The sequence below is a fragment of the Pseudomonas sp. S2_E02 genome (genome assembly GCF_054668355.1).
In genome coordinates this window covers 3,109,505-3,135,336 of record NZ_CP162761.1, presented here as the reverse complement: position 1 = coordinate 3,135,336, position 25,832 = coordinate 3,109,505, and the positions used below count along the sequence as shown (strand labels likewise).

Annotated in this window: 28 protein-coding genes and 1 pseudogene; 13 read left to right on the top strand and 16 right to left on the bottom strand. The window is 57.4% G+C overall.

Translation table 11 applies throughout. The features are described 5' to 3' along the window. Positions 1-41 precede the first annotated feature (41 nt). Positions 42-383, top strand: a complete 342-nt coding sequence (gene grxD, locus AB4O01_RS14050) for a Grx4 family monothiol glutaredoxin (RefSeq protein WP_016773402.1) — start codon at positions 42-44, stop codon at positions 381-383. Between the two features lie 187 nt (positions 384-570). Here the strand turns inward: grxD and bfr are convergent, their stop codons facing one another. Both bfr and AB4O01_RS14040 read right to left on the bottom strand, forming a co-directional pair. Then, positions 571-1,044: a bacterioferritin gene (gene bfr, locus AB4O01_RS14045; RefSeq protein ID WP_007916671.1), complete on the bottom strand. Its 474-nt coding sequence runs from the start codon at positions 1,042-1,044 to the stop codon at positions 571-573. Positions 1,045-1,245: 201 nt separating this feature from the next. Beyond that, positions 1,246-1,464 carry a bacterioferritin-associated ferredoxin gene (locus AB4O01_RS14040; protein ID WP_093430580.1) on the bottom strand — a complete coding sequence of 73 codons (219 nt, stop codon included), beginning with the start codon at positions 1,462-1,464 and terminating at the stop codon, positions 1,246-1,248. A 314-nt stretch (positions 1,465-1,778) separates the two neighbouring features. On the opposite strand from AB4O01_RS14040, the gene AB4O01_RS14035 reads away from it, so the two are divergent. The 3 genes from AB4O01_RS14035 (at position 1,779) to AB4O01_RS14025 (ending at position 3,483) form a co-directional block, all read left to right on the top strand. Then, positions 1,779-2,381: a peroxiredoxin gene (locus tag AB4O01_RS14035; RefSeq protein ID WP_003227723.1), complete on the top strand. Its 603-nt coding sequence runs from the start codon at positions 1,779-1,781 to the stop codon at positions 2,379-2,381. 216 nt (positions 2,382-2,597) lie between these two features. Further along, a complete protein-coding gene (locus tag AB4O01_RS14030; RefSeq protein WP_093430579.1) occupies positions 2,598-3,068 on the top strand; it encodes a Panacea domain-containing protein in 471 nt (156 codons plus the stop codon). A gap of 1 nt (position 3,069) precedes the next feature. Further along, the gene (locus AB4O01_RS14025; RefSeq protein ID WP_093430578.1) at positions 3,070-3,483 is read left to right on the top strand and encodes a hypothetical protein; all 414 of its coding nucleotides are present in this window, start codon (positions 3,070-3,072) and stop codon (positions 3,481-3,483) included. Positions 3,484-3,545: 62 nt separating this feature from the next. Here the strand turns inward: AB4O01_RS14025 and rnt are convergent, their stop codons facing one another. Continuing rightward, positions 3,546-4,223 (bottom strand): ribonuclease T, encoded by a 678-nt coding sequence (rnt, locus tag AB4O01_RS14020; RefSeq protein ID WP_007916667.1) that lies wholly within the window; start codon positions 4,221-4,223, stop codon positions 3,546-3,548. Beyond that, positions 4,220-5,266 (bottom strand): dihydroorotase, encoded by a 1,047-nt coding sequence (pyrC, locus tag AB4O01_RS14015; RefSeq protein WP_093430577.1) that lies wholly within the window; start codon positions 5,264-5,266, stop codon positions 4,220-4,222. Before pyrC ends, rnt begins: the two co-directional genes overlap by 4 nt. Positions 5,267-5,426: 160 nt before the next feature. Here pyrC and AB4O01_RS14010 point away from each other — a divergent pair, with 160 nt between their 5' ends. Then, the gene (locus tag AB4O01_RS14010; RefSeq protein ID WP_186622884.1) at positions 5,427-6,335 is read left to right on the top strand and encodes a flagellar protein MotY; all 909 of its coding nucleotides are present in this window, start codon (positions 5,427-5,429) and stop codon (positions 6,333-6,335) included. A 129-nt stretch (positions 6,336-6,464) separates the two neighbouring features. Then, entirely contained in the window at positions 6,465-7,682 is a 1,218-nt protein-coding gene (locus tag AB4O01_RS14005) for an argininosuccinate synthase (RefSeq protein ID WP_007916658.1), read from the top strand. Positions 7,683-7,815: 133 nt separating this feature from the next. On the opposite strand, the gene AB4O01_RS14000 is transcribed toward AB4O01_RS14005, so the two are convergent. Then, positions 7,816-8,532, bottom strand: a complete 717-nt coding sequence (locus AB4O01_RS14000; RefSeq protein ID WP_460092103.1) for a hypothetical protein — start codon at positions 8,530-8,532, stop codon at positions 7,816-7,818. 511 nt (positions 8,533-9,043) lie between these two features. Between AB4O01_RS14000 and AB4O01_RS13995 the strand changes: the two genes are divergently transcribed. After that, positions 9,044-9,670: a response regulator transcription factor gene (locus tag AB4O01_RS13995; RefSeq protein ID WP_064119001.1), complete on the top strand. Its 627-nt coding sequence runs from the start codon at positions 9,044-9,046 to the stop codon at positions 9,668-9,670. Between the two features lie 89 nt (positions 9,671-9,759). On the opposite strand, the gene AB4O01_RS13990 is transcribed toward AB4O01_RS13995, so the two are convergent. The 8 genes from AB4O01_RS13990 to metG all read right to left on the bottom strand — a co-directional run bounded on the left by AB4O01_RS13990 (position 9,760) and on the right by metG (position 16,785). Beyond that, on the bottom strand, positions 9,760-9,936 hold the full coding sequence (locus tag AB4O01_RS13990; RefSeq protein ID WP_093430574.1) for a PA3496 family putative envelope integrity protein: 177 nt from the start codon (positions 9,934-9,936) through the stop codon (positions 9,760-9,762). A gap of 106 nt (positions 9,937-10,042) precedes the next feature. After that, positions 10,043-10,681 carry an endonuclease III gene (gene nth / locus AB4O01_RS13985; protein ID WP_008079405.1) on the bottom strand — a complete coding sequence of 213 codons (639 nt, stop codon included), beginning with the start codon at positions 10,679-10,681 and terminating at the stop codon, positions 10,043-10,045. Continuing rightward, positions 10,678-11,259 carry an Rnf-Nqr domain containing protein gene (locus AB4O01_RS13980; protein WP_460092101.1) on the bottom strand — a complete coding sequence of 194 codons (582 nt, stop codon included), beginning with the start codon at positions 11,257-11,259 and terminating at the stop codon, positions 10,678-10,680. Before AB4O01_RS13980 ends, nth begins: the two co-directional genes overlap by 4 nt. Continuing rightward, positions 11,256-11,861: an RnfABCDGE type electron transport complex subunit G gene (locus AB4O01_RS13975; protein ID WP_460092099.1), complete on the bottom strand. Its 606-nt coding sequence runs from the start codon at positions 11,859-11,861 to the stop codon at positions 11,256-11,258. Before AB4O01_RS13975 ends, AB4O01_RS13980 begins: the two co-directional genes overlap by 4 nt. Next, positions 11,858-12,841: an RnfABCDGE type electron transport complex subunit D gene (locus AB4O01_RS13970; protein ID WP_427118981.1), complete on the bottom strand. Its 984-nt coding sequence runs from the start codon at positions 12,839-12,841 to the stop codon at positions 11,858-11,860. The genes AB4O01_RS13975 and AB4O01_RS13970 overlap by 4 nt, the downstream gene beginning before the upstream one ends. Continuing rightward, positions 12,828-14,036: an electron transport complex subunit RsxB gene (gene rsxB, locus AB4O01_RS13965; RefSeq protein ID WP_460092096.1), complete on the bottom strand. Its 1,209-nt coding sequence runs from the start codon at positions 14,034-14,036 to the stop codon at positions 12,828-12,830. The genes AB4O01_RS13970 and rsxB overlap by 14 nt, the downstream gene beginning before the upstream one ends. Further along, positions 14,033-14,602 (bottom strand): electron transport complex protein RnfA, encoded by a 570-nt coding sequence (locus AB4O01_RS13960; RefSeq protein WP_460092094.1) that lies wholly within the window; start codon positions 14,600-14,602, stop codon positions 14,033-14,035. The genes rsxB and AB4O01_RS13960 overlap by 4 nt, the downstream gene beginning before the upstream one ends. Before the next feature lie 131 nt (positions 14,603-14,733). Beyond that, positions 14,734-16,785 (bottom strand): methionine--tRNA ligase, encoded by a 2,052-nt coding sequence (gene metG, locus AB4O01_RS13955; protein WP_186622865.1) that lies wholly within the window; start codon positions 16,783-16,785, stop codon positions 14,734-14,736. A gap of 225 nt (positions 16,786-17,010) precedes the next feature. Between metG and apbC the strand changes: the two genes are divergently transcribed. Further along, the gene (gene apbC, locus AB4O01_RS13950; protein ID WP_095123282.1) at positions 17,011-18,105 is read left to right on the top strand and encodes an iron-sulfur cluster carrier protein ApbC; all 1,095 of its coding nucleotides are present in this window, start codon (positions 17,011-17,013) and stop codon (positions 18,103-18,105) included. Positions 18,106-18,270: 165 nt separating this feature from the next. On the opposite strand, the gene AB4O01_RS13945 is transcribed toward apbC, so the two are convergent. Then, positions 18,271-19,029: an SDR family oxidoreductase gene (locus AB4O01_RS13945; RefSeq protein WP_064391936.1), complete on the bottom strand. Its 759-nt coding sequence runs from the start codon at positions 19,027-19,029 to the stop codon at positions 18,271-18,273. 165 nt (positions 19,030-19,194) lie between these two features. On the opposite strand from AB4O01_RS13945, the gene AB4O01_RS13940 reads away from it, so the two are divergent. From AB4O01_RS13940 to AB4O01_RS13920, 5 genes and pseudogenes are all read left to right on the top strand, one after another. Next, a complete protein-coding gene (locus AB4O01_RS13940) occupies positions 19,195-19,926 on the top strand; it encodes a HugZ family pyridoxamine 5'-phosphate oxidase (RefSeq protein WP_460092092.1) in 732 nt (243 codons plus the stop codon). Positions 19,927-19,991: 65 nt separating this feature from the next. Then, the gene (locus tag AB4O01_RS13935) at positions 19,992-20,468 is read left to right on the top strand and encodes an FxsA family protein (RefSeq protein WP_093430564.1); all 477 of its coding nucleotides are present in this window, start codon (positions 19,992-19,994) and stop codon (positions 20,466-20,468) included. Positions 20,469-20,728: 260 nt separating this feature from the next. Beyond that, complete coding sequence (locus AB4O01_RS13930; RefSeq protein ID WP_007916610.1) at positions 20,729-21,022, top strand: co-chaperone GroES; 294 nt, start codon at positions 20,729-20,731, stop codon at positions 21,020-21,022. 50 nt (positions 21,023-21,072) lie between these two features. Further along, positions 21,073-22,719 (top strand): chaperonin GroEL, encoded by a 1,647-nt coding sequence (gene groL / locus AB4O01_RS13925; RefSeq protein WP_093430563.1) that lies wholly within the window; start codon positions 21,073-21,075, stop codon positions 22,717-22,719. Between the two features lie 56 nt (positions 22,720-22,775). Further along, positions 22,776-22,883 (top strand): annotated as a pseudogene (locus tag AB4O01_RS13920) (metal ABC transporter ATP-binding protein); the annotation flags it as partial. 28 nt (positions 22,884-22,911) lie between these two features. Here the strand turns inward: AB4O01_RS13920 and AB4O01_RS13915 are convergent. Together AB4O01_RS13915 and AB4O01_RS13910 are read right to left on the bottom strand one after the other, a co-directional pair. After that, a complete protein-coding gene (locus AB4O01_RS13915) occupies positions 22,912-23,655 on the bottom strand; it encodes a phosphatase PAP2 family protein (protein WP_093430562.1) in 744 nt (247 codons plus the stop codon). Between the two features lie 54 nt (positions 23,656-23,709). Further along, complete coding sequence (locus tag AB4O01_RS13910; RefSeq protein WP_099757046.1) at positions 23,710-25,659, bottom strand: LTA synthase family protein; 1,950 nt, start codon at positions 25,657-25,659, stop codon at positions 23,710-23,712. Positions 25,660-25,832: the final 173 nt, after the last annotated feature.

Sequence of the window (25,832 nt, the reverse complement as noted above, 5' to 3'; positions counted from 1 at the left end):
CGTGCCGACCCATGAGTCGGAAAGTTCAGCCGAGGTGCTCCATGGATATCATCGAAACGATTAAAGAGCAGATTGCCAACAACACCATTCTGCTTTACATGAAAGGCTCGCCGAATGCCCCACAGTGTGGCTTCTCTGCGAAAGCTGCGCAGGCTGTGATGGCTTGTGGCGAAAAGTTTGCGTACGTGGACATCCTGCAGAACCCGGAAATCCGCGCCAACCTGCCGAAGTACGCCAACTGGCCGACTTTCCCGCAACTGTGGGTCGGCGGTGAACTGGTCGGCGGTAGCGACATCATGACCGAGATGGCTGCAGACGGTTCGCTGCAAAGCACCATCAAGGCGGCTGTTGAAGCGGCAGCGGCGAACAAGTCCGAAGCCTGATCGGCCAGGTTTCATGCGACAGCTGCTGCTTGTGTAGGAGCTGTCGAGTGAAACGAGGCTGCGATCTTTTGATCTTCAGCCAATAAAAAGCCCCGCCACTCGAAAGAGGGCGGGGCTTTTTAGTGCGTTCGAAAAGTTACTGCAAGTTGCCGGTGCAACCTGAAAAGATCGCAGCCTTCGGCAGCTCCTACTCTTCGCCCATCTGCGATTGCAGATAGTTCTCAAGACCGACTTTGTCGATCAGGCCCAGTTGGGTTTCCAGCCAGTCGATATGTTCTTCTTCGGATTCGAGAATGTCTTCGAGCAGTTCACGGCTGCCGAAATCGCCAACGGTTTCGCAATGGGCGATTGCGGTCTTCAGGTCAGCATGGCCGGTCTTCTCGATACGCAGGTCGCACTCCAGCATTTCCTTGGTGTGCTCGCCGATGTGCAGCTTGCCCAGGTCCTGCACGTTCGGCAGGCCTTCGAGGAACAGGATGCGCTTGATCAGCTTGTCCGCGTGTTTCATCTCGTCGATGGATTCTTTGTATTCATGCTTGCCGAGCTTGTTCAGGCCCCAATCTTCATACATGCGTGCATGCAGGAAGTACTGATTGATCGCGACCAGCTCATTGGCAAGGATCTTGTTGAGATGCTGGATGACTGTAATGTCGCCTTTCATGATCGGAGTCCTGCCCTGTATTAGCTGTATATACGGCGGAGTTTGAGCTTCGTACTTATAAGTGTCAAACCTAAGTTATTGAATAATATATGAAAATTAATCGGAATAAGAATGTTTGTGTTCCGCGTCTGGGTGCTAAGCAGTTGATTTACAGGCATAAAAAAACCGGACATAAGTCCGGTTCTTTGAAATGGGGGGCAATCAAGCGGCGGTAAATTCTACGGGGTAGGGGATCGCAGCCTGAGCGGTTTGCAGCTTGGTCAGGGTTTCGCGAACGACTTCCTTGGCAAGGCACGCGCATTTGCCGCATTGGCTGGCGACGCCGGTGGCCTGGCGGACTTCTTTATAGCTGCAGCAACCTTCATAGATCGCATCGCGGATCTGTCCGTCGGTGACGCCAGTGCAGAGACAAACATACATAAGTGAGAACCGTCGCTGGTTGTGACTCAATTGCGATGGATCTTAATGTTAACGAGAATGATTGTCAAAGTGCTTTCGGAAGGCTTTTGCTGATTCTCAGCCGTGACTGACGAACGGTATTTGCTGGCGTTTTGCCTGGCCCCGTAAATGCAGTGCCGTTCTGCGCCTGCTTTGAAAAACCGTTAAGGACAGGCCAAATTCGCAGTGTATGATGGTCGGCCCTTGCGAAGGGGGTTCGTGTCACAGGGCTGTCGCCTGAGGGTGGCAGGCTGGCGCGGACCCTGAACTTCAAGTTTTTACACCAGGAGATATCAATGAGCGTACTCGTAGGCAAACAAGCCCCTGACTTCACCGTCCCGGCCGTACTCGGCAATGGCGAGATCGTTGACAGCTTCACCCTGTCCTCGGCCATCAAAGGCAAATACGGCCTGGTGTTCTTCTACCCACTGGACTTCACCTTCGTCTGCCCGTCCGAGCTGATCGCTCTGGACAACCGCATGGCCGACTTCAAGGCTCGCAATGTTGAAGTGATCGCTGTGTCGATCGACTCGCACTTCACTCACAACGCATGGCGCAACACCCCAGTAAACAATGGCGGCATCGGCCAGGTGAAATACACCATGGCTGCCGACATGAAGCACGACATCGCCAAGGCTTACGACGTTGAATCCGAAGGCGGCGTGGCTTTCCGTGGCGCGTTCCTGATCGACGACAAAGGCGTTGTCCGTTCGCAGATCATCAACGACCTGCCGCTGGGCCGTAACATGGAAGAGCTGATCCGTCTGGTCGACGCTCTGCAATTCCACGAAGAGCACGGCGAAGTCTGCCCTGCCAACTGGAAAAAAGGCGACAAAGGCATGAACGCTTCGCCAGAAGGCGTTGCGGCTTACCTGACCGAGAACGCTGCAGCCCTGTAAGGCGCAACGTCGAGGTACAAAAAACCGGCCCACGTGGCCGGTTTTTTTATGCGGAGAATTAATTGAAACAGCCTCTCGGCATCATTTGTTTCAAATGTTCGGAAAAAATACTGGATGAGTGAACAGTGGCTGGATAGGGTTGTGCTCGAGCGATAACGGGGTACGAAGGCGACTGCCTTGTCCTGAATCGCGCCTCACTTCAGTAAGGACGGTGCAATGGATTGCATGATGCAGAAGGGGATTCAAATGCCGAGTAGCTTGGACGTTGCGGATTATTTCCTCTGCCTGGAAGGGCATGAGGGCGAGATATCCAACCTCAAGATTCAAAAAATGGTTTATTACGCTCAAGGGTTCAGTCTGGCCGTCCTTGGTGAGGCTCTCTTCCCTGAAAAGCTGGAGGCGTGGATGCACGGGCCGGTGGTTCCGGATCTGTATCGAAGATTCAGCCAATTTGGATCGAGTGCCATTCCTCCTCCAAGTGATTTCAATCCAGATCTTTTCAGTGCCAAACAACAAAGTCTGCTCAACGAAGTATTCGACGTTTATGGCCAGTTTTCGGCGTGGAAACTACGTCAGTTGACGCATGAAGAAGCCCCTTGGCGTAGAAACTTCAAGGAAGGGGAGTTCAGCCGAGAAATTCCCGCCTGTGAGATGGAGGAGTATTTCCGGGAGCATTTGGTGAACTGAAATGGCCAAGTTCAAACGCAGGGAGCGCGATGCGGCAATTACAGTAACGGCACGGACGTCCACTATCGAAATAGATTCATCGGAAGCGCGACCTCCGGTTTTCTCATTTGAGTATTTGCAGAATGGCTGGTGCATTCAAGATTGCGAGGCCGTCGAACGGTCGAAAATGCTTGAGCGTCTGAGGATTCTGGGAAGAATGCCGTGGAGAGAATTGCGCAGAGAGCATAGGCATCGATATGGCTGTGAAACAATTGAGAGAAACAGTCTGAAAGTGGGAATTCCTGCTTTTTTGACAGGTGATGTCAGATTGCTTGTGTTTCGGGCTTTTGAACGTGTAGCGATGGTGGGATACAAGAGCCATCGGATTTTTTATGTCGTGTGGATTGATCGAGAATTTAAGCTCTATAAGCATTAAACAAAAAAACCGGCCCACGTGGCCGGTTTTTTTATGCGCGGGATTCACCCGACAACCCTCAATCAGTCGTCGAAATCTTCCCAGCCGCCCATCTGTTTCCAGCGGTTGACGATGCCGCAGAACAGCTCAGCGGTTTTCTCGGTGTCATAACGCGCCGAGTGCGCCTCGCGGCCGTCGAAATCGATGTCGGCGGCCTGGCAGGCTTTCGCCAGTACGGTTTGACCGTATGCCAGACCAGCCAGCGTCGCGGTGTCGAAGCTGGAGAATGGGTGGAACGGGTTGCGTTTCATGTCCAGACGCGCAACGGCTGCGTTCAGGAAGCCAAGATCGAAGCTGCTGTTGTGCCCGACCAGAATCGCGCGCTTGCAGCCATTGGCCTTCAGCGCCTTGCGAATGCCACGGAAGATGTCGGTCAGCGCGGTCTCTTCGCTGACAGCCATGCGCAGTGGATGGTCCAGCTTGATTCCGGTGAACTCCAGCGCCGCTGCTTCGATGTTGGCGCCTTCGAACGGCTCAACGCGGAAGAAGTAGGTGTGATCCGGGTATACAAAACCCTTTTCATCCATGGCGATGGTGGTCGCAGCAATCTCCAGCAACGCATCGGTGGCCGAGTTGAAGCCGCCGGTTTCTACGTCAACGACAACCGGCAGGTAGCCGCGAAAGCGTGCTGCCATCGGGTGGCGGGAACCGCCACCACCACTTTGACCGTCCAGTTCGTCGTCGAAATGGTCTTCACTCACGCGTGTTCCTCCAGCAGGCGCCAGCGCAGTTTTTCACCGGCGCGCAGCGGGATAACGGTCAGCTCGCCAAACGGCAGGCTGGTCGGGGCGGTCCATTCTTCACGAACCAGGGTGATGCGATCGGTGTTCGCCGGCAGGCCGTAGAAACGCGGGCCGTTGAGGCTGGCGAAGGCTTCGAGTTTGTCCAGCGCATTACGCTGTTCGAAGGCTTCGGCGTACATCTCGATGGCGGCGTACGCGGTGTAGCAGCCGGCACAGCCGCAAGCGGCTTCCTTGGCGTGCTGGGCGTGCGGCGCCGAGTCGGTGCCGAGGAAGAACTTCGCGCTGCCACTGGTGGCGGCGTCGAGCAGGGCTTCCTGGTGCGTATTGCGCTTGAGGATCGGCAGGCAATAGAAGTGTGGCCGAATCCCGCCCACCAGCATGTGGTTGCGGTTGTACAGCAGGTGATGCGCGGTGATGGTCGCGCCTACGTTGGCCGAAGCCTCGTTGACGAACTGCACGGCGTCACCGGTGGTGATGTGTTCAAACACCACTTTCAGCGTCGGGAAGCGCTCGACCACGCGGCGCATGTGCTCGTCGATGAAGATCTTTTCGCGGTCGAACACATCGACGTCGCCACGGGTGACTTCACCGTGGATCAGCAACGGCATGCCGACTTCGGCCATGGCTTCCAGTGCCGGGAAGATCTTGTCGATGCTGGTTACCCCGGAATCGGAGTTTGTGGTCGCGCCGGCCGGGTACAGCTTGGCTGCGTGCACAAAACCACTCGCCTTGGCTTCACGAATTTCTTCGGGCTGGGTGCGGTCGGTGAGGTACAGCACCATCAGCGGTTCGAAGCGACTGCCGGCCGGGCGGGCAGCGAGAATCCGCTGGCGATAGCCGTCGGCTTCAGCGGCGTTGCGCACCGGTGGTACCAGGTTGGGCATGATGATGGCGCGGCCAAAAGTGCGCGCAACATCGGCAACGGTATTGGTCAACACGGCACCATCGCGAAGATGAATGTGCCAGTCGTCGGGACGCAGCAGGGTCAGGCGGTCGGACATGAGGGGATTCCAGGCGGGTCAAACTGAGGCGAATGCTACCGGAAAAGACTCTTGCAGGCACTCGCTATCAAGTTTTGCCGGAACCTTCCGATATCCCGTAGGTATGCCGTAAACATAGTGTGAATCGGTCTTTGTGTTTCAGAAGCCAATGGAGCCTCCCGTGCGCCAGCGTTATTTAGCCTTGCTCAGTGTGTTTGCCAGCCTTCCGGCGATGGCGCTCACGTACCAGACCCGTCTGGAGAACATTGAGTGGACGGTCGCCGGCGACAAGTTCGAATGTCGTCTGACCCAACCGATCACTGATTTCGGCTCGGGTGAGTTCGTGCGCAAGGCCGGCGAGCAGGCGATATTCCGTCTGAACGCCTACAACGCCATGCTCGGCGGCGGCTCTGCAACGTTGCTGGCAGCGGCTGCGCCTTGGCAGCCGGGCCGTGGTGACATCAATCTGGGCTCTGTAAGGCTCGGCAGCGGCAACGTTTTGTTCAGCAGTTCGCAGTCCCAGGCCGGCGGTTTGATCAGTGGCCTGCTGGACGGTCGCAGCCCGGTCGTACGGCGCGCTTCAGGCGACGGCCGTGTCTCTGAAGTACGCCTGTTGCCGGTCAAGTTCAGCAAGGCCTTCAACGATTACCAGACATGTGTAGCGAAATTGCTGCCGCAGAATTTCGACCAGATCAAACAGTCGCAGATCGGCTTCCCCGGCGAGGGCGTTGACCTGGATCCTGCCGCTAAAGCCAAGCTGCAAGTGATGCTCGAATACATGAAGGCCGATCCGACGGTCAATCACATCGAACTCGACGGCCATTCCGACAACAGCGGTAATCGCCTGACCAACCGTGAACTGTCGCGCCGCCGCGCGCTGGCGGTGGTCGACTTCTTCAAGGCCAACGGCATTCAGGAATCGCAGATCACCGTGCGTTTCCATGGCGAGCAATATCCCATTGTGCCGAACACCAACGCGGCCAATCGCGCGAAGAACCGTCGGGTCAATGTCAAACTGGCGCGCGTGGCGCCGGTCGCGGCTCCGGCACCGCAAGCGAGCACGCCAGCCAATACTGCGGCGACTTCCTGACCCTCCGGTCATCGTCGCGCTCTCGACAGATTCTGTCGCTTTGTCGTCTTAAGCTGTCGCGCCTCTGTAAATTATCGCGTTTGGGCGGTAGACTCCTCGGCTTTCCGTAGAACCCCGTGGAGTGATGGCATGGCGGACGTAAACAAGGTCGTTCTGGCGTATTCCGGCGGCCTGGACACTTCGGTGATCCTCAAGTGGCTGCAGGATACTTATAACTGTGAAGTGGTGACCTTCACCGCTGATCTCGGTCAAGGCGAAGAGGTCGAGCCGGCCCGCGCCAAGGCTCAGGCCATGGGCGTCAAAGAAATCTACATCGACGACCTGCGCGAAGAGTTCGTGCGTGATTTCGTGTTCCCGATGTTCCGCGCCAACACCGTTTACGAAGGCGAGTACCTGCTGGGTACTTCCATCGCGCGTCCGCTGATCGCCAAACGTCTGATCGAAATCGCCAACGAAACCGGCGCTGACGCCATTTCCCATGGCGCCACCGGCAAGGGTAACGACCAGGTGCGTTTCGAACTGGGTGCCTACGCGCTCAAGCCAGGCGTGAAAGTGATCGCGCCTTGGCGTGAGTGGGACCTGCTGTCCCGCGAGAAGCTGATGGACTACGCCGAGAAGCACGCGATCCCGATCGAGCGTCACGGCAAGAAGAAGTCCCCGTACTCGATGGACGCCAACCTGCTGCACATCTCCTATGAAGGCGGCGTGCTGGAAGACACCTGGACCGAGCACGAAGAAGACATGTGGAAATGGACCGTCTCCCCGGAGAACGCTCCTGACAAAGCGCAATACCTGGAACTGACCTACCGCAACGGCGACATCGTTGCACTGGACGGCGTCGAAATGACTCCGGCCACCGTGCTGGCGACGCTGAACAAGATCGGTGGCGCTCACGGTATCGGCCGTCTCGACATTGTCGAAAACCGTTACGTCGGCATGAAGTCCCGTGGCTGCTACGAAACCCCGGGCGGCACTATCATGCTGCGCGCTCACCGCGCCATCGAATCGATCACCCTGGACCGCGAAGTCGCTCACCTCAAAGACGAGCTGATGCCGAAATACGCCAGCCTGATCTACACCGGTTACTGGTGGAGCCCAGAGCGTCTGATGCTGCAGCAGATGATCGACGCTTCGCAGGTCAACGTGAACGGCGTTGTGCGCCTGAAGTTGTACAAAGGCAACGTGATCGTTACCGGCCGCAAGTCCGACGATTCGCTGTTCGATTCCAACATCGCGACCTTCGAAGAAGACGGCGGTGCTTACAACCAGGCTGATGCCGCGGGCTTCATCAAGCTCAACGCGCTGCGCATGCGCATTGCTGCCAACAAGGGCCGCAAGCTGTTCTAAGCGTTCTGGTCTGAAGCGTAATGAAAAGGGCGGCCTTGTCATCGAGACAAGGCCGCCCTTTTTGCATGATTCTTTGTTTGCGTCTGATTGAAGCCTGTTCCTGATCTTGGCATCTGTGGCTACGACTCATCTTTCATGCCCGTCCCAGCAACGTTACCGCCTGTGTGCAAAGGTTATAAACAATACAAATCGTTTTGCCTGAGCCTTTCCTGACGTGCCTGATCTTCAGCAATGAATGCTGCGTCAGTAAAACATCCGATACATGATTGGAAAGAAACACCACCACCCGGGGAGTTTTCCGGTCCAGGTTCCGGATGTTTTCCAGAATCGTGGCTAACTCTCTCGATGCATCGACACCCCGAACGTCGATGAGGTGCAGGTCACTGACCCACGCGGGCAACTGAATGTTGTGCTGAACAATCAGGTTCGGTTTTGAGTTGATGGCCGATGGCGGGTCAGGCGCGTTGTGAACTTTGCACGCGTCCTTGCATTCGGTTGGGCCTGACTCGCTGGGCACGATACAACTTGATAGTCCAAATGCCCCTTGCGTGGCTGGCTCTAAGGGCGGTGTATTTCGTTTGTTCTCGCGATCGTTGTTATCGATTACTTTAAGAAAGTTTTTGTCCTTGCCGAAGTCCGAGGGTGAGTAGAGGGAACGGTAGTTAAAGTTTAAAGTTATAAAAAATAGAAACAGCAAGTAGAACGGAAAGCTGATCAGAAACCATACGTAGATCTCTCTGTCCTTGTTGTCTAGAAAAGGCAGCGAAATGGCGGCTGATGTTTCCGAAATAGCTGCAAATATGGCAATTACCGTCATTGGGTTAGTGATTTTGTTTTTTATTTTCAGCATGCTTGTACTCTTGTGTTTGATCTGTCTCGTTGGTGGTAAGTATGTGTGGATTGAGTAGCTTGGTAATCGGCTTTCAAATACTTGTATTTATAGCAAAAGTATTGTGTTAGGTATAAATATCTTGTTTCAAGTGTTTATAGCGGGTTTGAAGTTGTGAGGTTGGTGTGTCGGCTGTTGCATGGTGTTTCGGGTTGATAATCAAAGTTCTCGGCCGAGCGCAGATTTGCACGTGTCATGGCCGTTCGGGCATAGTGAAACTCAGCGACAAGGCATGATTTCTGTGTCGTTAGTCGTAGTCTGTAACTAGTTAGAAGCGAAATATTTCCGTGAGTGGAGAAGGAAATAACGTCGGATGTTTACTGGGGGTAGCGGCTTTTTGTAGGAATAGTCCGCAATGACTGTAGGGTATGTCTCTCGATGCAGGTGCGTGTTAACACTGGCATGCCATAGAGCAAGTGACTGGGCTATTGTGCGTGTTCTAAAAATTCGAACAGCGAAACTGGACTTGCCCATGAATAAAGTGCTGATCGTGGATGATCACCCTGTCATTCGTCTTGCGGTACGTATGCTGATGGAACGTCATGGCTACGAAGTCATCGCAGAAACTGATAACGGTGTGGATGCGTTACAACTTGCTCGAGAACAAATGCCGGATATTGTCATTCTGGATATTGGAATACCAAAGCTTGATGGTCTGGAAGTTATCGCGCGCCTGACTACGACGGCCATGCCTATTAAAGTTCTGGTGTTGACCTCCCAGGCTCCCGGGCACTTTTCAATGCGCTGTATGCAGTCGGGAGCGGCCGGCTATGTCTGTAAACAACAGGACCTGACCGAGTTGCTCAGTGCGATCAAGGCGGTATTGTCGGGCTATAGTTATTTTCCCAATCAGGCTTTGCATACAGTCCGCACCAGTCTGGGCAATGCCAGTGAAGCCGACATGGTGGATCGTCTGTCCGGTCGGGAAATGATGGTGTTGCAGCAGTTGGCGCGAGGCAAGACAAACAAGGAAATTGCCGATGGCATGTTTTTGAGCAACAAAACCGTAAGCACCTACAAGACGCGCTTGTTGTTGAAGCTCAATGCGCGATCCCTGGTTGATCTGATCGAGTTGGCGCAGCGTAATGGTCTGGTCTGAATGTATCGATGGCTGACAGGGTGATGGGCCGGTCGAACTCAGCTAGCCGCAGAAAGTGAAAAGCCTCCATTTCGGGAGGCTTTCAAATATCAGTCATCAAAATCGTAATCGGCCAATTGCTTTTGCAGTCGGCGCTCCTCAAGCAGGTTATCGATCGTACGGCGCTTGCTGAGATTGGTCTTGGCGACTTCGACCACAGGTTCGGTGTCCTCAGTTTCCGCAGCGATATCATCATCTACATCAAGTGGCTCTTTGTCGCTACTCATCAGCTAACTCCCGGCTAAGAATGCCTTTGGCGCTCCTTATATCGATATTCCTGCGGCGGGTAAAAAAGATTTTTTCAATCGACTTATCAATTATTCCAATAGCCGGTCAATCGTCCGAAGTTTTGTCCTTGTACTCGCACAGGTCTTCGATCCGGCAACTGCCGCAGCGTGGCTTGCGGGCCAGACACACATAACGGCCATGAAGTATCAGCCAGTGATGGGAGTCGAGAAGGAATTCTTTGGGTACAAACTTCATCAGCTTCTTTTCCACTTCGACCACGTTTTTACCCGGTGCAATGCCGGTGCGGTTGCTGACCCGAAAGATATGAGTGTCGACGGCCATGGTCAGTTGGCGGAAAGCCGTGTTGAGTACGACGTTGGCGGTCTTGCGGCCCACTCCCGGCAGGGCTTCGAGCTCTTCACGGGTTTGCGGGACTTCGCTGCCATGGCGTTCGACCAGCAAGCGGCAGGTTTCGATGACGTTCTTGGCCTTGCTGTTGTAGAGGCCGATCGTCTTGATGTATTCGGATAGCCCCTCGACGCCCAAAGCGTGGATCGCCGCTGGCGTGTTGGCAACCGGGAACAGCTTTGCCGTGGCCTTGTTGACCCCGACGTCTGTCGATTGCGCCGAAAGAATCACCGCGATCAACAACTCGAACGGCGAGGAGTAGGCCAGTTCGGTCTTCGGTTCCGGGTTGTCTTCGTGCAGGCGGCGGAAAATCTCCAGGCGTTTTGCTGCATTCATGAGCGATGTTTTTCCTTGGATATCGAGTTCGGGCGAACTATCGCCTGACGCGCCGCCAGCAGCAGCGCCAACAAAATAAAAGCACCGGGGATCAACGTGATCAGGTGCAGCCCTTCGCCAAATACAACAAGACCTGGCCAGTGTTCGAACAGTCCCCGGCCGAGACTGCCGTGACCGACGAGTTCACGCAGCCCGGCGAGCCCGAGCAGCAATCCGCCGAACATGCCGCAGAGTTTGAGCCGCTCGATCCACGACTGCCGCCAGAAACCGTTGTGCTCCAGCACCACGCATTGCAAGGCGATCAGGCCGACATAGAGGCCGAAGGTTTGCTGCCAGGGCAGAAACCAGCGTTGCGCCAAAAGATCTGCGCAACTGGTGAGGGTCGCGGCGAGCAACACGCTGGCGAGCAACACGCTTTTTTCTGTGAGCCGTGGTCGCAAAGCAGCCATGCACAGGCCATACAAGCCTGCGACAGTAACGAACATCAATAATGTCCCCACACCACCTGCCAGTGAGTCACTGGTGCCAAGCAGCAATGTCAGCATCAAAGTGTTCGAGAGGACTGCTGATCGGTTCATGTTCCGCTCCCCAGCAGCGCGGCCCGATGTTCATCGAAGTAGCGCAGGGCATCATGGATCGCGCTGATGGCTGCGCGCGAGGTGATGGTCGCGCCAGCTATTTGATCAAATTGTCCCTGATCCTTTTGCAGCGCCCATCCCGCATCAGTCGGCTCCTTGCTTGATGTGCCGATAAACGACTGTAGCCAGGTATTCGGCCAGTCACCCAGATGCCCGCCGAGTCCTGGCGTTTCGCTTTGTTTAAGGGTTTTTACACCGAGCAATTTGCCGTTGGTATCGATGGCGATCAACAGTTCGATGGCGCCCGCATAACCCTGGGTCTGACTGTGTAGCAAGATTGCGACGGTCTGGCCGCGTTTGGTCGCGCGATAGCCACCCGTCAAGGTGCTATGGCTCAAGTTCAAGTCTGCCAAGGCCAAAGGCTGCTCGAGCGGTTGATTGTCGTAGGCATCGAGTGGAAGCAAATCCAGCAGTTTGCGGCTTTCGATCAAGCGCTGCTCGCTGGCAATTTGCGCTGCAGTACTACGGTATACAACATAAGTCGCAGCGACGCCGATGACCGCCAACAGCAGCACAATAGACGCGCTGGCCGTGCGATTCATGGGCGCACCTCTGACTGGCGGCTCGCGGCAAATCGCTCCAGCGCAGGCACGCAAAGATTCATCAGCAGCACTGCGAACGCCACGCCATCCGGGTATCCACCCCAGGTTCGAATCACGTAAGTCAGCAGCCCGACACTGCCTCCGAACAGCAGACGGGCAAGCGCGCTCTTAGCGCCAGAGACCGGTTCAGTGATGATAAAGAACGCCCCCAGCATGGTCGCGCCACTGAGCAGGTGAAACAGCGGTGACCCATGCGAGTCCGACCCGGAACCGTTCCAGCACAGCAGACTGATGACAAACAGGCTGGCGAGCATGCCCACTGGCGCATGCCAGCTGAAAACGCGGCGCTGCAGCAGAAACACCCCACCGGCGAGGAACGCCAGATTCACCCATTCCACACCGTGTCCGCCCCATCGACCGAAGCCTGGATTGCTGGTGAACAACTCGTCCATGGTCAGGCTTTTATTGATGCGTAGGCTGTCCAGTACGGTGGCCTGGACCCAAGCATCCGGCGCCTGACCTGCGCCGAACACTTGTTGAAACGTTGCCGTCAGATCCAGGCCATGAGCCGGCCAATGGGTCATCGGTTGCGGGAACATCACCATGGCCAGGGCAAACCCGAGCATTGCTGGATTGAACGGGTTTTTGCCGACGCCGCCGTACACGTGCTTGCCGAACAGCAGACCCGCAGCCATGGCCGTTACCGTCAGCCACCAGGGGCAATAAGGTGGCAGGGCAGCAGCCAGCAATGTCGCACTGACCAGCGCGCTGCCGTCGCTCAGCGCAGGCTGCAGGGGCTGTCGACGCAGGTGCAGGACCGCTGCTTCGACAATCAATGCTGTGGTGGCCGCCAGAATCAGATTGATCAACATCCCCCAACCGTACAGCCAGAACAGTGCGAGCAGCCCCGGCAAAGCGGCCAGCAGCACCAGCTTCATTGCCTGTTGCAGGCGATTGTCCGGTGCCTCAAGGGGCAACATGATCTTGCACCTGGCGCTCGGCGTCTTGCAGACGGGCGCGGGCCTTGGCGAGGATTTCGGTGGGCGTGTCGGCGCGCCGTTCGAGTTTGTTGAGGTCGGCGCGGGCGTAGGCCAATTCGGTTTTCAACTGGCGAAGCTGGCTGTCGACCGGGCGTTTTTCGACGCGCACCAGGTCAGGCAACGGCTGATCGCTTGTAGCTTCGGCTGCGTGCAGGGCCTGTTCGGCATCGCGCAGTGCTTGTTCCAGCGCGGCGATCTGTTCGGGCGCCGCTTCGGCGGTTTGGGCTTTTTTCAGTTCGGCACGACGCATTGCCAACTGGATTTTTGCCCGTTTCAAGTCGGCATCTTTCGCCGGGACCGTGACTGCCGGGGCAGGCGGGGCGCTGCTTTCAAGTATCGCCAAGGCCTCCTCAGCCGCGTCGAACTGCTGCTGCAACACGATCAATTGTGCCTGCTGCTCGAACGTCGGCGGATGACCGAAGGCTTTCAACGTTTTGTGCAGTTGCGCGCGGCTCATCGCTACATCGATTTTGGCTTTCTTCAGCGCCGCGTCTACGGTGGCGGCTTTCTGCGCACGCACGCGTTCCAGTGCCGCCTGCACCGGATCGGTCGCGGTCCCTTGAGGCTGCGCCGCCCGTTTCGCCCGCGCTTCACGCTCAGCCTGTTTCTGTTGTTCTTCGCGGTGCAAGCGATCGTTTCGGCGCTCGAAGCGTTGACGCGCGTGATCGCGTTTGGCCGCGCGCGCGCGCTGCTCGTCGAGACTGACGGCGAGGCCGCCCACCACCGGCAACGTGCCCGGCGACAATGGATGCATTTCGATGCAATCCACCGGGCACGGTGCGACACACAGATCGCAACCAGTGCACTCGTCGACGATGACCGTGTGCATCAGTTTCGCCGCGCCGACGATCGCGTCGATCGGGCAGGCCTGAATGCACTTGGTGCAGCCAATGCATTCGGCTTCACGGATAAACGCCACTTGCGGCGGTGCCGAGCCGCGACTGATGTCCAGTTCCAGCACCGGCACTTTCAACAGTTCAGCCAGCGCCGCGATGGTTTCGTCACCGCCCGGCGGGCACTTGTTGATCGGCTCGCCCTCGGCGATACCTTGTGCGTACGGTTTGCATCCGGGATGACCGCACTTGCCGCATTGGGTCTGCGGCAGGAGGGCATCGATGCGTTGAATCAGACTCATGTTTTGATCAGTCCACTGAATCCGAGAAAAATCACTGCGATCAGTCCGGCGCCGATCAGATCAATCGGTAGGCCACGAAAGGGCAGGGGAATATCGTTGTCGGCCGTGCGCTCGCGCAAATCGCTGAAGAGGCTCAGCACCAGCCAGAAACCCAGCCCGGCGCCAAGACTTAGCGCTATTGCCTGCGGCAGGCCTTGATCGTTTTGCGCGTTGATCAGTGCCAGCCCGAGCACTCCGGCATTGCCCAGCAACAATGGCCATAGCCCGTCGAAAGGCAGACCGGGAAAGCCGCCGGACAACAGTTTCAGCAGCGGTGCGATCAGCAACACACTCAATGGCAGAAACACGAACAGCCGCAGTGCTTCAAGGTGAAGCGGCACCAGTAGCCAATGCCAGATCCCGTAACCGGTTACACCCACAACCAACATCAGGCACAACGTCGCCAGTCCCAGCGCATGCACCTGGCGACGACTGCCCGCCAGCAGCGGATCGACGCCCAGGGGCCAGTGCAACACGAAGTTGTTAAGCAGCGCAGCACTGATAAGCGTAAGCACGAGTTCGGTCATGGTTCTGCCAGAGAAACGGGCGGCTATCTCATAAGGTTAGGCATTATCCGGCAGCCACGCAGGGTGGGCCAGATATGAAAAATCCCACCGGCATGCGGGGCACGCCGGTGGGATCGATTTGTTGCAGAGCCTTACTTGATGCGTTGACCCGGCTTGGCGCCGCTGTCCGGGCTCAGCAGGTAGATTTCTTCACCGCCAGGGCCGGCGGCCATCACCATGCCTTCGGAGATACCGAACTTCATTTTCCGTGGCTTGAGGTTGGCGATCATCATGGTCAGGCGCCCGTCGAGTTTCGACGGATCCGGGTAAGCGCTCTTGATCCCGGAGAACACGTTGCGTTGCTCGTCACCGATGTCCAGGGTCAGGCGCAGCAGCTTGTCAGCACCTTCGACGTGTTCGGCTTTGACGATCAGTGCGACGCGCAGGTCGATCGCGGCAAAGGCGTCGAAGTCGATTTCCGGCGACAGCGGATCCTTGGCCAGTTCGCCATTGCCGGCCGGGGCGGCGGCGCCGGTGTCGGTCTGGCTGGCGGTCAGGTCTTCTTTCGAGGCATCGCTCATGGCTTGCACTTTTACCGGGTCGATGCGGGTCATCAACGGTTTGAATTCGTTCAACTGGTGGTTGGCCAGCAGCGTGGTATGGTCGTTCCAGGTCAGCGGGGCGACGTTGAGGAACGCCTCGGCATCGGCGGCCAGCAGCGGCAACACCGGTTTGAGGAAGATTACCAGTTGGCGGAACAGGTTGATGCCGGTGGCGCAGATCGCCTGGACTTCATCCTGCTTGCCTTCCTGTTTATTCAACGACCACGGGGCCTTGTCGGCGATCCAGGCGTTGGCGCGGTCGGCCAAGGCCATGGTTTCACGCATGGCACGGGCAAAGTCGCGGGCTTCATAAGCATCGGCAATGCTTGGCGCTGCAGCGAGGAAAGCCTCGGTCAGCTCTGGCGCAGCGTTTTGGTCGACCAGCAGGCCCGCGTTGCCTTTTTGAATGAAACCGGCGCAACGGCTGGCAATGTTGACCACTTTGCCGACCAGGTCGGAGTTGACCTTCTGCACGAAGTCTTCGAGGTTCAGGTCGAGGTCATCGACGCCACGGCCCAGCTTGGCCGCGTAGTAGTAGCGCAGGTATTCCGGCGACAGGTGATCCAGATACGTACGGGCCTTGATGAAGGTGCCGCGCGACTTGGACATTTTCTGGCCGTTGACGGTCAGGTAGCCGTGCACGTTGATGCCGGTCGGCTTGCGGTAGCCCGCGCCTTCGAGCATCGCTGGCCAGAACAGCGCGTGGAAGTTGACGATGTCCTTGCCGATGAAATGGTACAGCTCGGCGGTGGAATCCTTGGCCCAGAACGCGTCGAAATCCAGCTCCGGCGTGCGGTCGCAGAGGTTCTTGAAGCTGGCCATGTAGCCGATCGGCGCGTCCAGCCACACGTAGAAATACTTGCCCGGCTCGCCCGGGATCTCGAAACCGAAGTACGGCGCATCGCGGGAGATGTCCCACTGCTGCAGGCCGGCGTCCAGCCATTCGGCGATCTTGTTGGCCACGGCGTCTTGCAGTGTGCCGCTGCGGGTCCAGGTCTGCAGCATTTGCTGAAAGTCTGGCAGTTTGAAGAAGAAGTGCTGGGAATCCTTGAGCACCGGGGTGGCGCCAGAGATCGCCGACTTCGGATCCTTCAGATCGGTCGGGGCGTAGGTTGCACCGCATTTCTCGCAGTTGTCGCCGTACTGGTCTTCAGTGCCGCATTTCGGGCAGGTGCCCTTGATGAAGCGGTCGGCCAGGAACATTTTCTTTTCCGGGTCGAAATACTGGGTGATCGAGCGTTGGGCAATGTGCCCGGCGTCACGCAGCTTGATGTAGATCTGACTCGACAGCTCACGGTTTTCTTCGGCGTGAGTGGAGTGGAAGTTGTCGAAATCGACCAGGAACTCGGCAAAGTCGGCGCTGTGTTCAGCCTGTACATTGGCGATCAGTTGTTCCGGGGTGATGCCTTCCTTTTCCGCGCGCAGCATGATCGCCGAACCGTGGGCGTCGTCGGCGCAGACATAAATGCACTGGTTGCCGCGATGCTTCTGGAAGCGCACCCACATATCGGTCTGGATATATTCCAGCATATGGCCAAGGTGAATCGAACCGTTGGCGTAGGGCAGGGCGCTGGTGACGAGGATCTTGCGTGGTTCGGACATGTGGGGCTTCGCTACTTGATGAAACGGAGGTCGGCCACTATAAAGCGCTGGCGCATATTTTTCACCCTGTGCGCCTGTTTCATTGGATGAGCAGACGGAAAAAATCCCAGCCTGCGGCAGCTCCTGCAGATGTACGTCGATCTCCTGCAGGAGCTGCCGAAGGCTGCGATCTTTTTCAGGTACGATACCCGGCATCTATTCCCAGTCTTGTTATCGGAGTTGCCCATGAGCGCCGTCACTCGCGCAGCGGTGGAAGCCGTCCTCAGCCAATACACCGACCCCTACCTTAACCAGGATCCGGTCAGCGCCGGTTGCGTGAAGCACATCGAGATCGTCGGTGATCGCGTCAACGTGCAGCTGGAAATCGGTTACGCCGCCGGCCTGTTCAAGAGCGGCTGGGCGCAACTGCTGCAACTGGCCATTGAAAACCTCGACGGCGTGGTGATCGCCAAGGTTGAAGTGAACAGCGTGATCGCCGCGCACAAGGCGCAGGCGCAGATTCCCGGGCTGGCCAACGTCAAGAACGTGGTCGCCGTAGCGTCCGGCAAGGGCGGCGTGGGCAAATCGACCACCGCCGCCAACCTCGCCCTGGCCCTGGCCCGTGAAGGCGCCAAGGTCGGCATTCTCGACGCCGATATCTACGGCCCGAGCCAAGGCATCATGTTCGGCATTCCCGAGCGCACCCGTCCGGAGGTCAAGGACCAGAAGTGGTTTGTGCCGCTCAAGGCGCACGGCGTGGAAGTCATGTCGATGGCGTTCCTGACCGACGACAACACGCCGATGGTCTGGCGTGGGCCGATGGTTTCCGGGGCGTTGCTGCAACTGGTCACGCAAACCGCGTGGGGCGATCTGGATTATCTGGTCATCGACATGCCGCCCGGCACTGGCGATATCCAGCTGACCCTGGCGCAGAAAGTCCCGGTGGCTGGCGCGGTAATCGTCACCACACCACAGGATCTGGCCTTGCTCGACGCGCGCAAAGGCGTGGAAATGTTCCGCAAGGTCAACATTCCGGTGCTGGGCGTGGTGGAAAACATGGCCGTGCACATCTGCTCGAACTGCGGGCATGCCGAGCATCTGTTCGGTGAGGGCGGTGGTGAGAAACTGGCGACCCAGTACGGCGTCGAACTGCTGGCTTCACTGCCGCTGTCGATGCTGATTCGCGAGCAGGCCGATGGCGGCAAGCCAACGGTGATTGCCGAGCCGGACAGCCAGATTGCCATGGTCTATCAGGAACTGGCCCGCCATGTCGGCGCGCGGATTGTGTTGCAGGAAGCGGCGACGCCGGCGATGCCGAACATCACCATCAGCGACGATTAAATCTATCTGTAAACGCCGGGCAAAACTGTGGGAGCGACGCTGCGACGATTCGACCTGCTCGCGAAAGCGGAGTGTCATTCAACTCATTAGTTGGCTGATCCACCGCATTCGCGAGCAGGTCGAATCGTCGCACCGTCGCTCCCACATTTGGTTTTGTAGTGTGGGTTAGATGCGCAGCCCGCCATCCATCTCCAGAATCCGCCCGGTGTAGTAGTCGTTTTCGAAAATATACGCCGCCGAATGGGCGATCTCTTCCGGCTTGCCCATGCGCTTGAGCGGGATCCCCGAAGTCATCTTCTCCAGCGCTTCCGGCTTCATGCCCAGGGTCATCTCAGTTTCAATGAAGCCCGGGGCAATCCCCGCCACACGAATGCCATATCGCGCCAGTTCTTTCGCCCATGTCACCGTCGCCGCCGCTACACCGGCCTTGGCCGCCGAATAGTTGGTCTGGCCAACGTTGCCTGCACGCGAGATCGACGAGATATTGATGATCGCGCCGCTGGTCTTCAGCTCAACCATTTTTGCCGCCACTTCACGGGTGCAGAGGAACACGCCGGTCAGGTTGACGTCGATGACGGCCTGCCACTGTGCCAGGCTCATCTTGGTCATTTCGCCGTCCTTGACCTTGAGCAGCAGGCCATCACGGAGGATCCCGGCGTTGTTGATCAGGCCGTGGATCGCGCCGAAGTCGGCGGCGACCTGGGCGACCATGTGTTCGACCTGCTCTTCATTGGCGACGTTGCACAGATAGCTGCGCGCCTCGACGCCCTTGGCTTTGCAGGCCGCGACCGCGTCGTCGAGTTTTTCCTGATTGAGGTCGACCAGCGCAAGCTTGGCGCCTTTGCCGGCGAAATACTCGGCCATCGAGCGGCCCAAACCCTGGCAACCGCCAGTGATAATGATTACTTTGTCGTTGAGTTGCATTCGCATGCCCCGATAGCAGGTCTGAGTAGTTTTTTGTTTTCAGCGACTCCCGATCTGCACCGGCCGTGGCAGGGTTGCACATGAGAATTGCCCGCTGGCGTGACTGGGACTTGATCCCGGACGCCCGTCCGTTTTTTCGACGGATACTATTTAAGGAGTCATAAATTGAGCGTTGAAGTGGCGAAGAATGCCCGAGAATTGCTTCTCAAGGAATACCGTGGAGTGCTGTCGACCCACTCCAAATCGATGCCCGGTTTTCCTTTTGGCTCCGTGGTGCCGTACTGCCTGGACGAGCAGGGTCGGCCGCTGATCCTGATCAGCCGCATCGCCCAGCACACCCACAACCTCCAAAAAGACCCGAAATGCTCGATGCTCGTCGGCGAGCGCGAGGCAGATGATGTGCAAGCCGTTGGTCGCCTGACCTATCTGGCGGAGGCGCAAAAGCTCGAAGACGTTGCCGCGATCGAAGCCGCCGCCGAGCGTTACTACCGTTATTTCCCCGATTCGCAGAACTATCACAAGGCCCATGATTTTGACTTCTGGGTGCTGAACCCGGTACGTCACCGCTACATCGGCGGTTTCGGCGCGATTCACTGGGTCGATCAACTGACCCAGGCCAATCCGTTTGCCGGCAAGGCTGAAATCAGCATGGTCGAACACATGAACAGCGACCACGCCAAAGCCATCGCGCACTACGTCGACCTGGCCGGTCTGCCGAAAACCGTGCCGGCGCAACTGGCCGGGATCGACACCGAGGGCATGCACCTGCGCATCGGTCAGGCGTTGTACTGGCTGCCGTTCCCGGCACCTTGTAATACGCCGACACAAGTGCGCGAAGCCTTGGTTTCTCTGGCTCACGCCGAGGTCTGGCCAAAAAATGAGGTGGCTGGTGCTTGAATTCACGAAAGGGCGACGTCATCTAAGGCTTACTGCAAGGCATTTCTTGCGTTGAGGAAACTTTGATGCGCCCTTTTCTGTTGCTCTTTCTGCTGTTTCCGGTGCTGGAGCTGTTCGTATTCGTCAAAGTGGCAGGGGCTATCGGGTTTTTCCCGGCCCTGCTGCTGATCATTGTCGGCTCGATGTTCGGCATTTTCGTGCTGCGCGTCGCCGGTCTGGCCACTGCATTGCGTGCCCGTGAAAGCCTGAACCGCGGCGAACTGCCCGCGCAAACCATGCTCGAAGGGCTGATGCTGGCTCTGGCCGGTGGCCTGTTGATCCTGCCAGGCTTCATCAGCGATGTGGTCGGTCTGGTCATGTTGTTGCCAGTCAGCCGTCGATTGCTGGCGAACAAAATGCGCCAGCGCGCTGAAGAACAGGCCATGCGCCAGCGTGCGTTCGCCGATGACCTGCAACCCCGTGGCGGTCCTGCACCGCGCCAGCCTCTGGGCCGCGAGGGTGATGTGATCGAAGGCGAGTTCGAACACCGCGACAACAAGTAACTGCTCTATCTACACGGCACCTTCGGGTGCCGTGTTCGTTTATGGGCTGCTTTTGTGCAACACATCGGTGAAAAATTTTTCGCCTCGCCCTTGTAATCAGCTTATGCGCCCTTATGTATCGGTCACCGAAAGGTTTCCGGTATTTGAACCGGACAGACTTCCGCGGTTCGCTCGACGAATCGCAACCGGCGCAGGCCGGATTTGTTAAACCCGCCGGGACTACACCGGCCGATGAAAACCACAATTAGGAGAGATCGACAATGAAGCTTCGTCCTCTGCATGACCGCGTCGTAATCCGTCGCAGCGAAGAAGAAAAGAAAACCGCTGGCGGTATCGTCCTGCCAGGTTCGGCTGCTGAAAAAGCCAACCACGGTGTGATTCTCGCTGTAGGCCCGGGCAAAGCTCTGGAAAACGGCGAAGTGCGCGCACTGTCCGTTAAAGAAGGCGACAAGGTTGTGTTCGGTCCTTACTCCGGCAGCAACACAGTGAAAGTCGACGGCGAAGACCTGCTGGTAATGAGCGAGAACGAAATCCTCGCTGTTATCGAAGGCTGATAACCCCGTTCATTTTCCCGCTACTACAAAGTATTTAAGGAATATCGATCATGGCTGCTAAAGAAGTTCTGTTTGGCGATTCCGCCCGTAAAAAAATGCTCAAGGGCGTCAACGTCCTGGCTGACGCAGTAAAAGCGACCCTGGGCCCGAAAGGCCGTAACGTGATCATCGAGAAGAGCTTCGGCGCTCCGACCATCACCAAGGACGGCGTTTCCGTCGCCAAAGAAATCGAACTCGAAGATCGCTTCGAAAACATGGGCGCGCAGCTGGTCAAAGACGTTGCCTCCCGTGCCAACGATGACGCTGGTGACGGTACTACCACCGCTACCGTTCTGGCTCAGTCGATCGTCAACGAAGGCCTGAAAGCCGTCGCTGCCGGCATGAACCCGATGGACCTGAAGCGCGGTATCGACAAAGCGACCATCGCTATCGTCAAAGAGCTGAAGAACCTGTCCAAGCCATGCGCTGACACCAAGGCAATCGCTCAGGTAGGCACCATCTCCGCCAACTCCGACAACTCCATCGGCGACATCATTGCCGAAGCCATGGAAAAAGTCGGTAAAGAAGGCGTGATCACCGTTGAAGAAGGCACTGGCCTGGAAAACGAACTGTCGGTTGTTGAAGGCATGCAGTTCGACCGTGGCTACCTGTCCCCGTACTTCGTCAACAAGCCAGAGACCATGGTTGCCGAGCTGGACAGCCCGCTGATCCTGCTGGTCGACAAAAAGATCTCGAACATCCGTGAAATGCTGCCAGTGCTGGAAGCCGTTGCCAAAGCCGGCCGTCCACTGCTGATCGTTTCCGAAGACGTTGAAGGCGAAGCCCTGGCGACTCTGGTTGTGAACAACATGCGTGGCATCGTCAAAGTCGCAGCCGTCAAGGCGCCAGGCTTCGGCGACCGTCGCAAGGCCATGCTGCAGGACATCGCAGTTCTGACCGGCGGTACCGTTATCTCCGAAGAGATCGGCCTGAGCCTGGAAGCCGCTACCCTGGAAAACCTGGGCAGCGCCAAGCGTGTGACCATTTCCAAGGAAAACACCATCATCGTTGACGGTGCCGGTGCAGATTCCGACATCCAGGCGCGTATCGCTCAGATCCGTGCTCAGGTTGCTGAAACTTCCTCGGACTACGACCGTGAAAAACTGCAAGAGCGTCTGGCCAAGCTGTCCGGCGGCGTTGCAGTGATCAAGGTTGGCGCTGGTTCCGAAGTTGAAATGAAAGAGAAGAAGGCCCGCGTTGAAGACGCCCTGCACGCAACCCGTGCAGCCGTTGAAGAAGGCGTGGTACCTGGCGGTGGCGTTGCGCTGATCCGCGCTTTGCAAACCCTGGTTGACCTGAAAGGCGACAACGCTGATCAGGACGTGGGTATCGCTGTGCTGCGTCGCGCTGTTGAAGCACCGCTGCGTCAGATCGCTGCCAACAGCGGCGACGAGCCAAGCGTTGTCGTCAACGAAGTCAAGAACGGCAAAGGTAACTTCGGTTACAACGCTGCGACTGGCGAATACGGCGACATGATCGAAATGGGCATCCTGGACCCAACCAAGGTGACTCGTTCCGCTCTGCAAGCGGCATCGTCGATCGGCGGTCTGATCCTGACCACCGAAGCAGCTGTAGCTGACGCGCCGAAGAAAGACGGCGCTGCAGGCGGCGGCATGCCAGACATGGGCGGCATGGGTGGCATGGGCGGCATGATGTAAGCCAGCCTTACCCCTGTAACGCAAAACCCCGCTGGCGCAAGCCAGCGGGGTTTTTTATTGCCCAAATTTCAGCTTCACACCAATCCCCTGTGGGAGCGAGCCTGCTCGCGAAGGCGTCGGATCAGCCAACATTAATGTTGAATGACACACCGCATTCGCGAGCAGGCTAGCTCCCACAATTGGATTTATATGTCAGGCGCTGACCGGTTGTGCCTTGACCACGGCCTCGGTTTTCACCGCCGGGCGATACAGCACCCAGTAATACGACCCCAGGCAAATCAGCCAGCAGAAAATCGCCGTCCACACGTTGTGCGAAAAGAAGTGCGCACCCTGCATCATCCGGCTGATCGAAAACACCGAACCCAGCGCAAAGGCAAAGATAAACGCCTGACGGGCCAGACGCGGACGGCGATCACGCAGGACAAAGAACAGCGCAAACAAGGTGAACCCCGTCGCCGCATGACCACCAGGCCAGCAACGGCCAGGTTTGTCGGTTTGTGGACGATGTTCCATCAGTTTGCTGTAGGTTTCATGGCCGCCAAATTGCTCCAGGCTCCATGGGCACTGCACCGCCGTTACGGCTTTGACCGGGGTGACGAACGAGGTCGCCAGGCCCAGCGACAGCACCAGACAACCCAGTTCGCGCTTGAACGGTTTCAGTCTGCCGACGAAGAACGAGCCGAGAAACCCCAGCACCGCAAACACCGAAAACGCGATCACCACCTGCTTGGCGCGATCGTGCAGGATGTCTTCCAGGAAAAAACTGTGGCGGCCAATGAAGTCGCCGGCCACCGGGTCATAGAACAACCGCGCCAGCACCATGTCCAGGTCGGTCATTTCCAGCAGAATCAGGCTTATCGCCGCGATGATTGGAATACCCAGATACAGCCACAGATTCAGCGGGCGAGGGGTAGGGCGTACAACACTTGATGACATGTCGGATCCTGAACAAAAGAAAACGCCCCGGGGCATCAGCCCGGGGCGTTTCAATTAACGTTCGCTGACTTGTGGAACACCCTCCTTGGGTGCTTTCCAGGCAAGCAGCTGTTGCTTGAAGCCATAACTGGCGGTTTGGTAATAGGTGATGGCGCGGCTGATCAACGGATCATCGCTGGAGGCCCGCGATTCGCGGCTCTCGGTCAGCGCATCGTCATGCCGACGCAAGCCTTGGCGCGGGCTGAGGATCGCCAGATCCTTGCCGTCAAACAGGCCCAGATGCTGGTAGTTGCCGACCACGACGCGTGGTGGCAGTGGGTTGTCCTGTAGCAGGTTGCGCCCGAAGAAAGTCGACTCGTAATCCATGTTCAACAAGCCCAGCAGCGTCGGTGCCAGGTCGATCTGGCTCGCCAGTTGGCCATTCTCGCGAGGCTCGATCAGCTTCGGTGCATAAATGAACAGCGGAATTTGATAGTTGGCAATCGGCAAGTCTTCTTTACCGGCGCTGCCCGCCGTGTGATCGGCGACGAAGATGAAGATCGTGTTGTCGAACCACGGTTTTTGCCGCGCCTGGTCGAGGAACTGGCCAATCGCATAGTCGGTGTATTTCACCGCGCCATCGCGACCGTTACCGGATTTGATGTCGATCCGGTCGTCCGGGTAGGTGTAGGGACGATGGTTGGAGGTGGTCATCAACTGCAACAGAAACGGTTGCTGTTTGGCATAGTCGGCATCGGCCAGCTTCAGCGTCTGTTTGTACAGATCCTCGTCGGCCATGCCCCAGGCGTTCTTGAAGTGAATCTCGGTTTCATCAACGCTGCTCTGGTCGACCACCCGATAGCCGTTGCCACTGAAGAACGCGTTCATGTTGTCGAAGTAGCCGCGCCCACCGTAAACGAACACGCTGTCGTAACCCACCGCGCTGAGTTGCTGGCCAAGGCTGGCAAAACCGCTCTCGCGACCGATACGCTTGACGATCGAACGCCCCGGGGTTGGTGGGATGGCCAGTGTGATGGCTTCCAGGCCGCGGTCGGTGCGGGTGCCGGTGGCGTAGAAATTGCTGAAATACAGGCTCTGTTTACGCAGCGCATCCAGATTGGGCGTCAGGTCGCGTTTGTCGCCGTTACTGCCCAGGTATTTGGCGCTGAGGCTTTCGATGGTGACCAGGACGATGTTGGGTGTACGCGCAGTGCCGGGATTGTCGATCATCCGGCGGATGTCCTGTGGGTCCTGACCGATGAAGCGCGCGTTGGGCTCGCTCAGTTCGGCGCGAATCTGTCGGGCGACCACCTCGGGCGTGTGGCTGCTGTAGAACTGCGTGTAATCCAGTTCGTTGTTCCGGAACGCGGCGAAGAACTGATACGGGCCGTTGCTGGCCAGTTCGTTCTGATAGGCATTGCCACCTTGCGCACGTGGCGCATCCTGGCTGAGCAGTTGCAGGCTCAGACCGGCAATAATCAACAGCCCCAGGGCATTGAGCAGGCGCCCACGCAGCGGCGGCAATGGCGCATTCAGCGCGGCATTGAACGGTTTGCGCAGGGCAAAACCGAGCGCGACGGCCAGCAACGCCAGAATGCTCAGCAGCGTGCCGATCGGGTAAGACTCCAGCACGTTGTTCAGCACTTCGTCGGAATACACCAGATAGTCGACCGCGATGAAGTTGAAGCGCACACCGAACTCGTCCCAGAACAGCCACTCGGCCACCGCCACGAACAGCATGGCGAACAGGCTGACGGTCAGCAGCCCTTGCAGAAACCAGCGATGGCCACGGCGGCGCCACAGGGCCGGCGGGCAGAGCAACAGGTACAGGCCCATCGGCAACGCCGCATAGGCAAGAAACCCCAAGTCATACAGCAAGCCGATGCCAAACAGCGAAAGCGTGCCACCGCCGGCCTCATCCAGATGAGTCAGCAACAGAACGGTTCGAGTCAGGAGAAATACCAGCAGCCACACACCGGTGACCAGCAACAGAAGGCGCACAGGCGCCGTCTTGAAAAAGTCCATTGTCTACATTCCTTATATCTAATGGCGCGAGAGTCTCGCGTTGTCACTGTAGTCAGGTTGTGAACCAATAGTGAAAAACTCGTTAAGGTTTGAATTTGCTTGAGAGAGTTGATTTACGATGCTTTCAGCCCTAGCTCTGAGCTGGCGATGGCCTTAAGCTGCGCGAGCCATGA

Coding starts and splice junctions, on each gene's coding strand:
- grxD (WP_016773402.1), top strand. CDS start 42: ATGGATATCATCGAAACGATTAAAGAGCAGATTGCCAACAACACCATT.
- bfr (WP_007916671.1), bottom strand. CDS start 1,044: ATGAAAGGCGACATTACAGTCATCCAGCATCTCAACAAGATCCTTGCC.
- AB4O01_RS14040 (WP_093430580.1), bottom strand. CDS start 1,464: ATGTATGTTTGTCTCTGCACTGGCGTCACCGACGGACAGATCCGCGAT.
- AB4O01_RS14035 (WP_003227723.1), top strand. CDS start 1,779: ATGAGCGTACTCGTAGGCAAACAAGCCCCTGACTTCACCGTCCCGGCC.
- AB4O01_RS14030 (WP_093430579.1), top strand. CDS start 2,598: ATGGATTGCATGATGCAGAAGGGGATTCAAATGCCGAGTAGCTTGGAC.
- AB4O01_RS14025 (WP_093430578.1), top strand. CDS start 3,070: ATGGCCAAGTTCAAACGCAGGGAGCGCGATGCGGCAATTACAGTAACG.
- pyrC (WP_093430577.1), bottom strand. CDS start 5,266: ATGTCCGACCGCCTGACCCTGCTGCGTCCCGACGACTGGCACATTCAT.
- AB4O01_RS14005 (WP_007916658.1), top strand. CDS start 6,465: ATGGCGGACGTAAACAAGGTCGTTCTGGCGTATTCCGGCGGCCTGGAC.
- AB4O01_RS14000 (WP_460092103.1), bottom strand. CDS start 8,532: ATGCTGAAAATAAAAAACAAAATCACTAACCCAATGACGGTAATTGCC.
- AB4O01_RS13995 (WP_064119001.1), top strand. CDS start 9,044: ATGAATAAAGTGCTGATCGTGGATGATCACCCTGTCATTCGTCTTGCG.
- AB4O01_RS13990 (WP_093430574.1), bottom strand. CDS start 9,936: ATGAGTAGCGACAAAGAGCCACTTGATGTAGATGATGATATCGCTGCG.
- nth (WP_008079405.1), bottom strand. CDS start 10,681: ATGAATGCAGCAAAACGCCTGGAGATTTTCCGCCGCCTGCACGAAGAC.
- AB4O01_RS13980 (WP_460092101.1), bottom strand. CDS start 11,259: ATGAACCGATCAGCAGTCCTCTCGAACACTTTGATGCTGACATTGCTG.
- AB4O01_RS13975 (WP_460092099.1), bottom strand. CDS start 11,861: ATGAATCGCACGGCCAGCGCGTCTATTGTGCTGCTGTTGGCGGTCATC.
- AB4O01_RS13970 (WP_427118981.1), bottom strand. CDS start 12,841: ATGTTGCCCCTTGAGGCACCGGACAATCGCCTGCAACAGGCAATGAAG.
- rsxB (WP_460092096.1), bottom strand. CDS start 14,036: ATGAGTCTGATTCAACGCATCGATGCCCTCCTGCCGCAGACCCAATGC.
- AB4O01_RS13960 (WP_460092094.1), bottom strand. CDS start 14,602: ATGACCGAACTCGTGCTTACGCTTATCAGTGCTGCGCTGCTTAACAAC.
- metG (WP_186622865.1), bottom strand. CDS start 16,785: ATGTCCGAACCACGCAAGATCCTCGTCACCAGCGCCCTGCCCTACGCC.
- apbC (WP_095123282.1), top strand. CDS start 17,011: ATGAGCGCCGTCACTCGCGCAGCGGTGGAAGCCGTCCTCAGCCAATAC.
- AB4O01_RS13945 (WP_064391936.1), bottom strand. CDS start 19,029: ATGCAACTCAACGACAAAGTAATCATTATCACTGGCGGTTGCCAGGGT.
- AB4O01_RS13935 (WP_093430564.1), top strand. CDS start 19,992: ATGCGCCCTTTTCTGTTGCTCTTTCTGCTGTTTCCGGTGCTGGAGCTG.
- AB4O01_RS13930 (WP_007916610.1), top strand. CDS start 20,729: ATGAAGCTTCGTCCTCTGCATGACCGCGTCGTAATCCGTCGCAGCGAA.
- groL (WP_093430563.1), top strand. CDS start 21,073: ATGGCTGCTAAAGAAGTTCTGTTTGGCGATTCCGCCCGTAAAAAAATG.
- AB4O01_RS13915 (WP_093430562.1), bottom strand. CDS start 23,655: ATGTCATCAAGTGTTGTACGCCCTACCCCTCGCCCGCTGAATCTGTGG.
- AB4O01_RS13910 (WP_099757046.1), bottom strand. CDS start 25,659: ATGGACTTTTTCAAGACGGCGCCTGTGCGCCTTCTGTTGCTGGTCACC.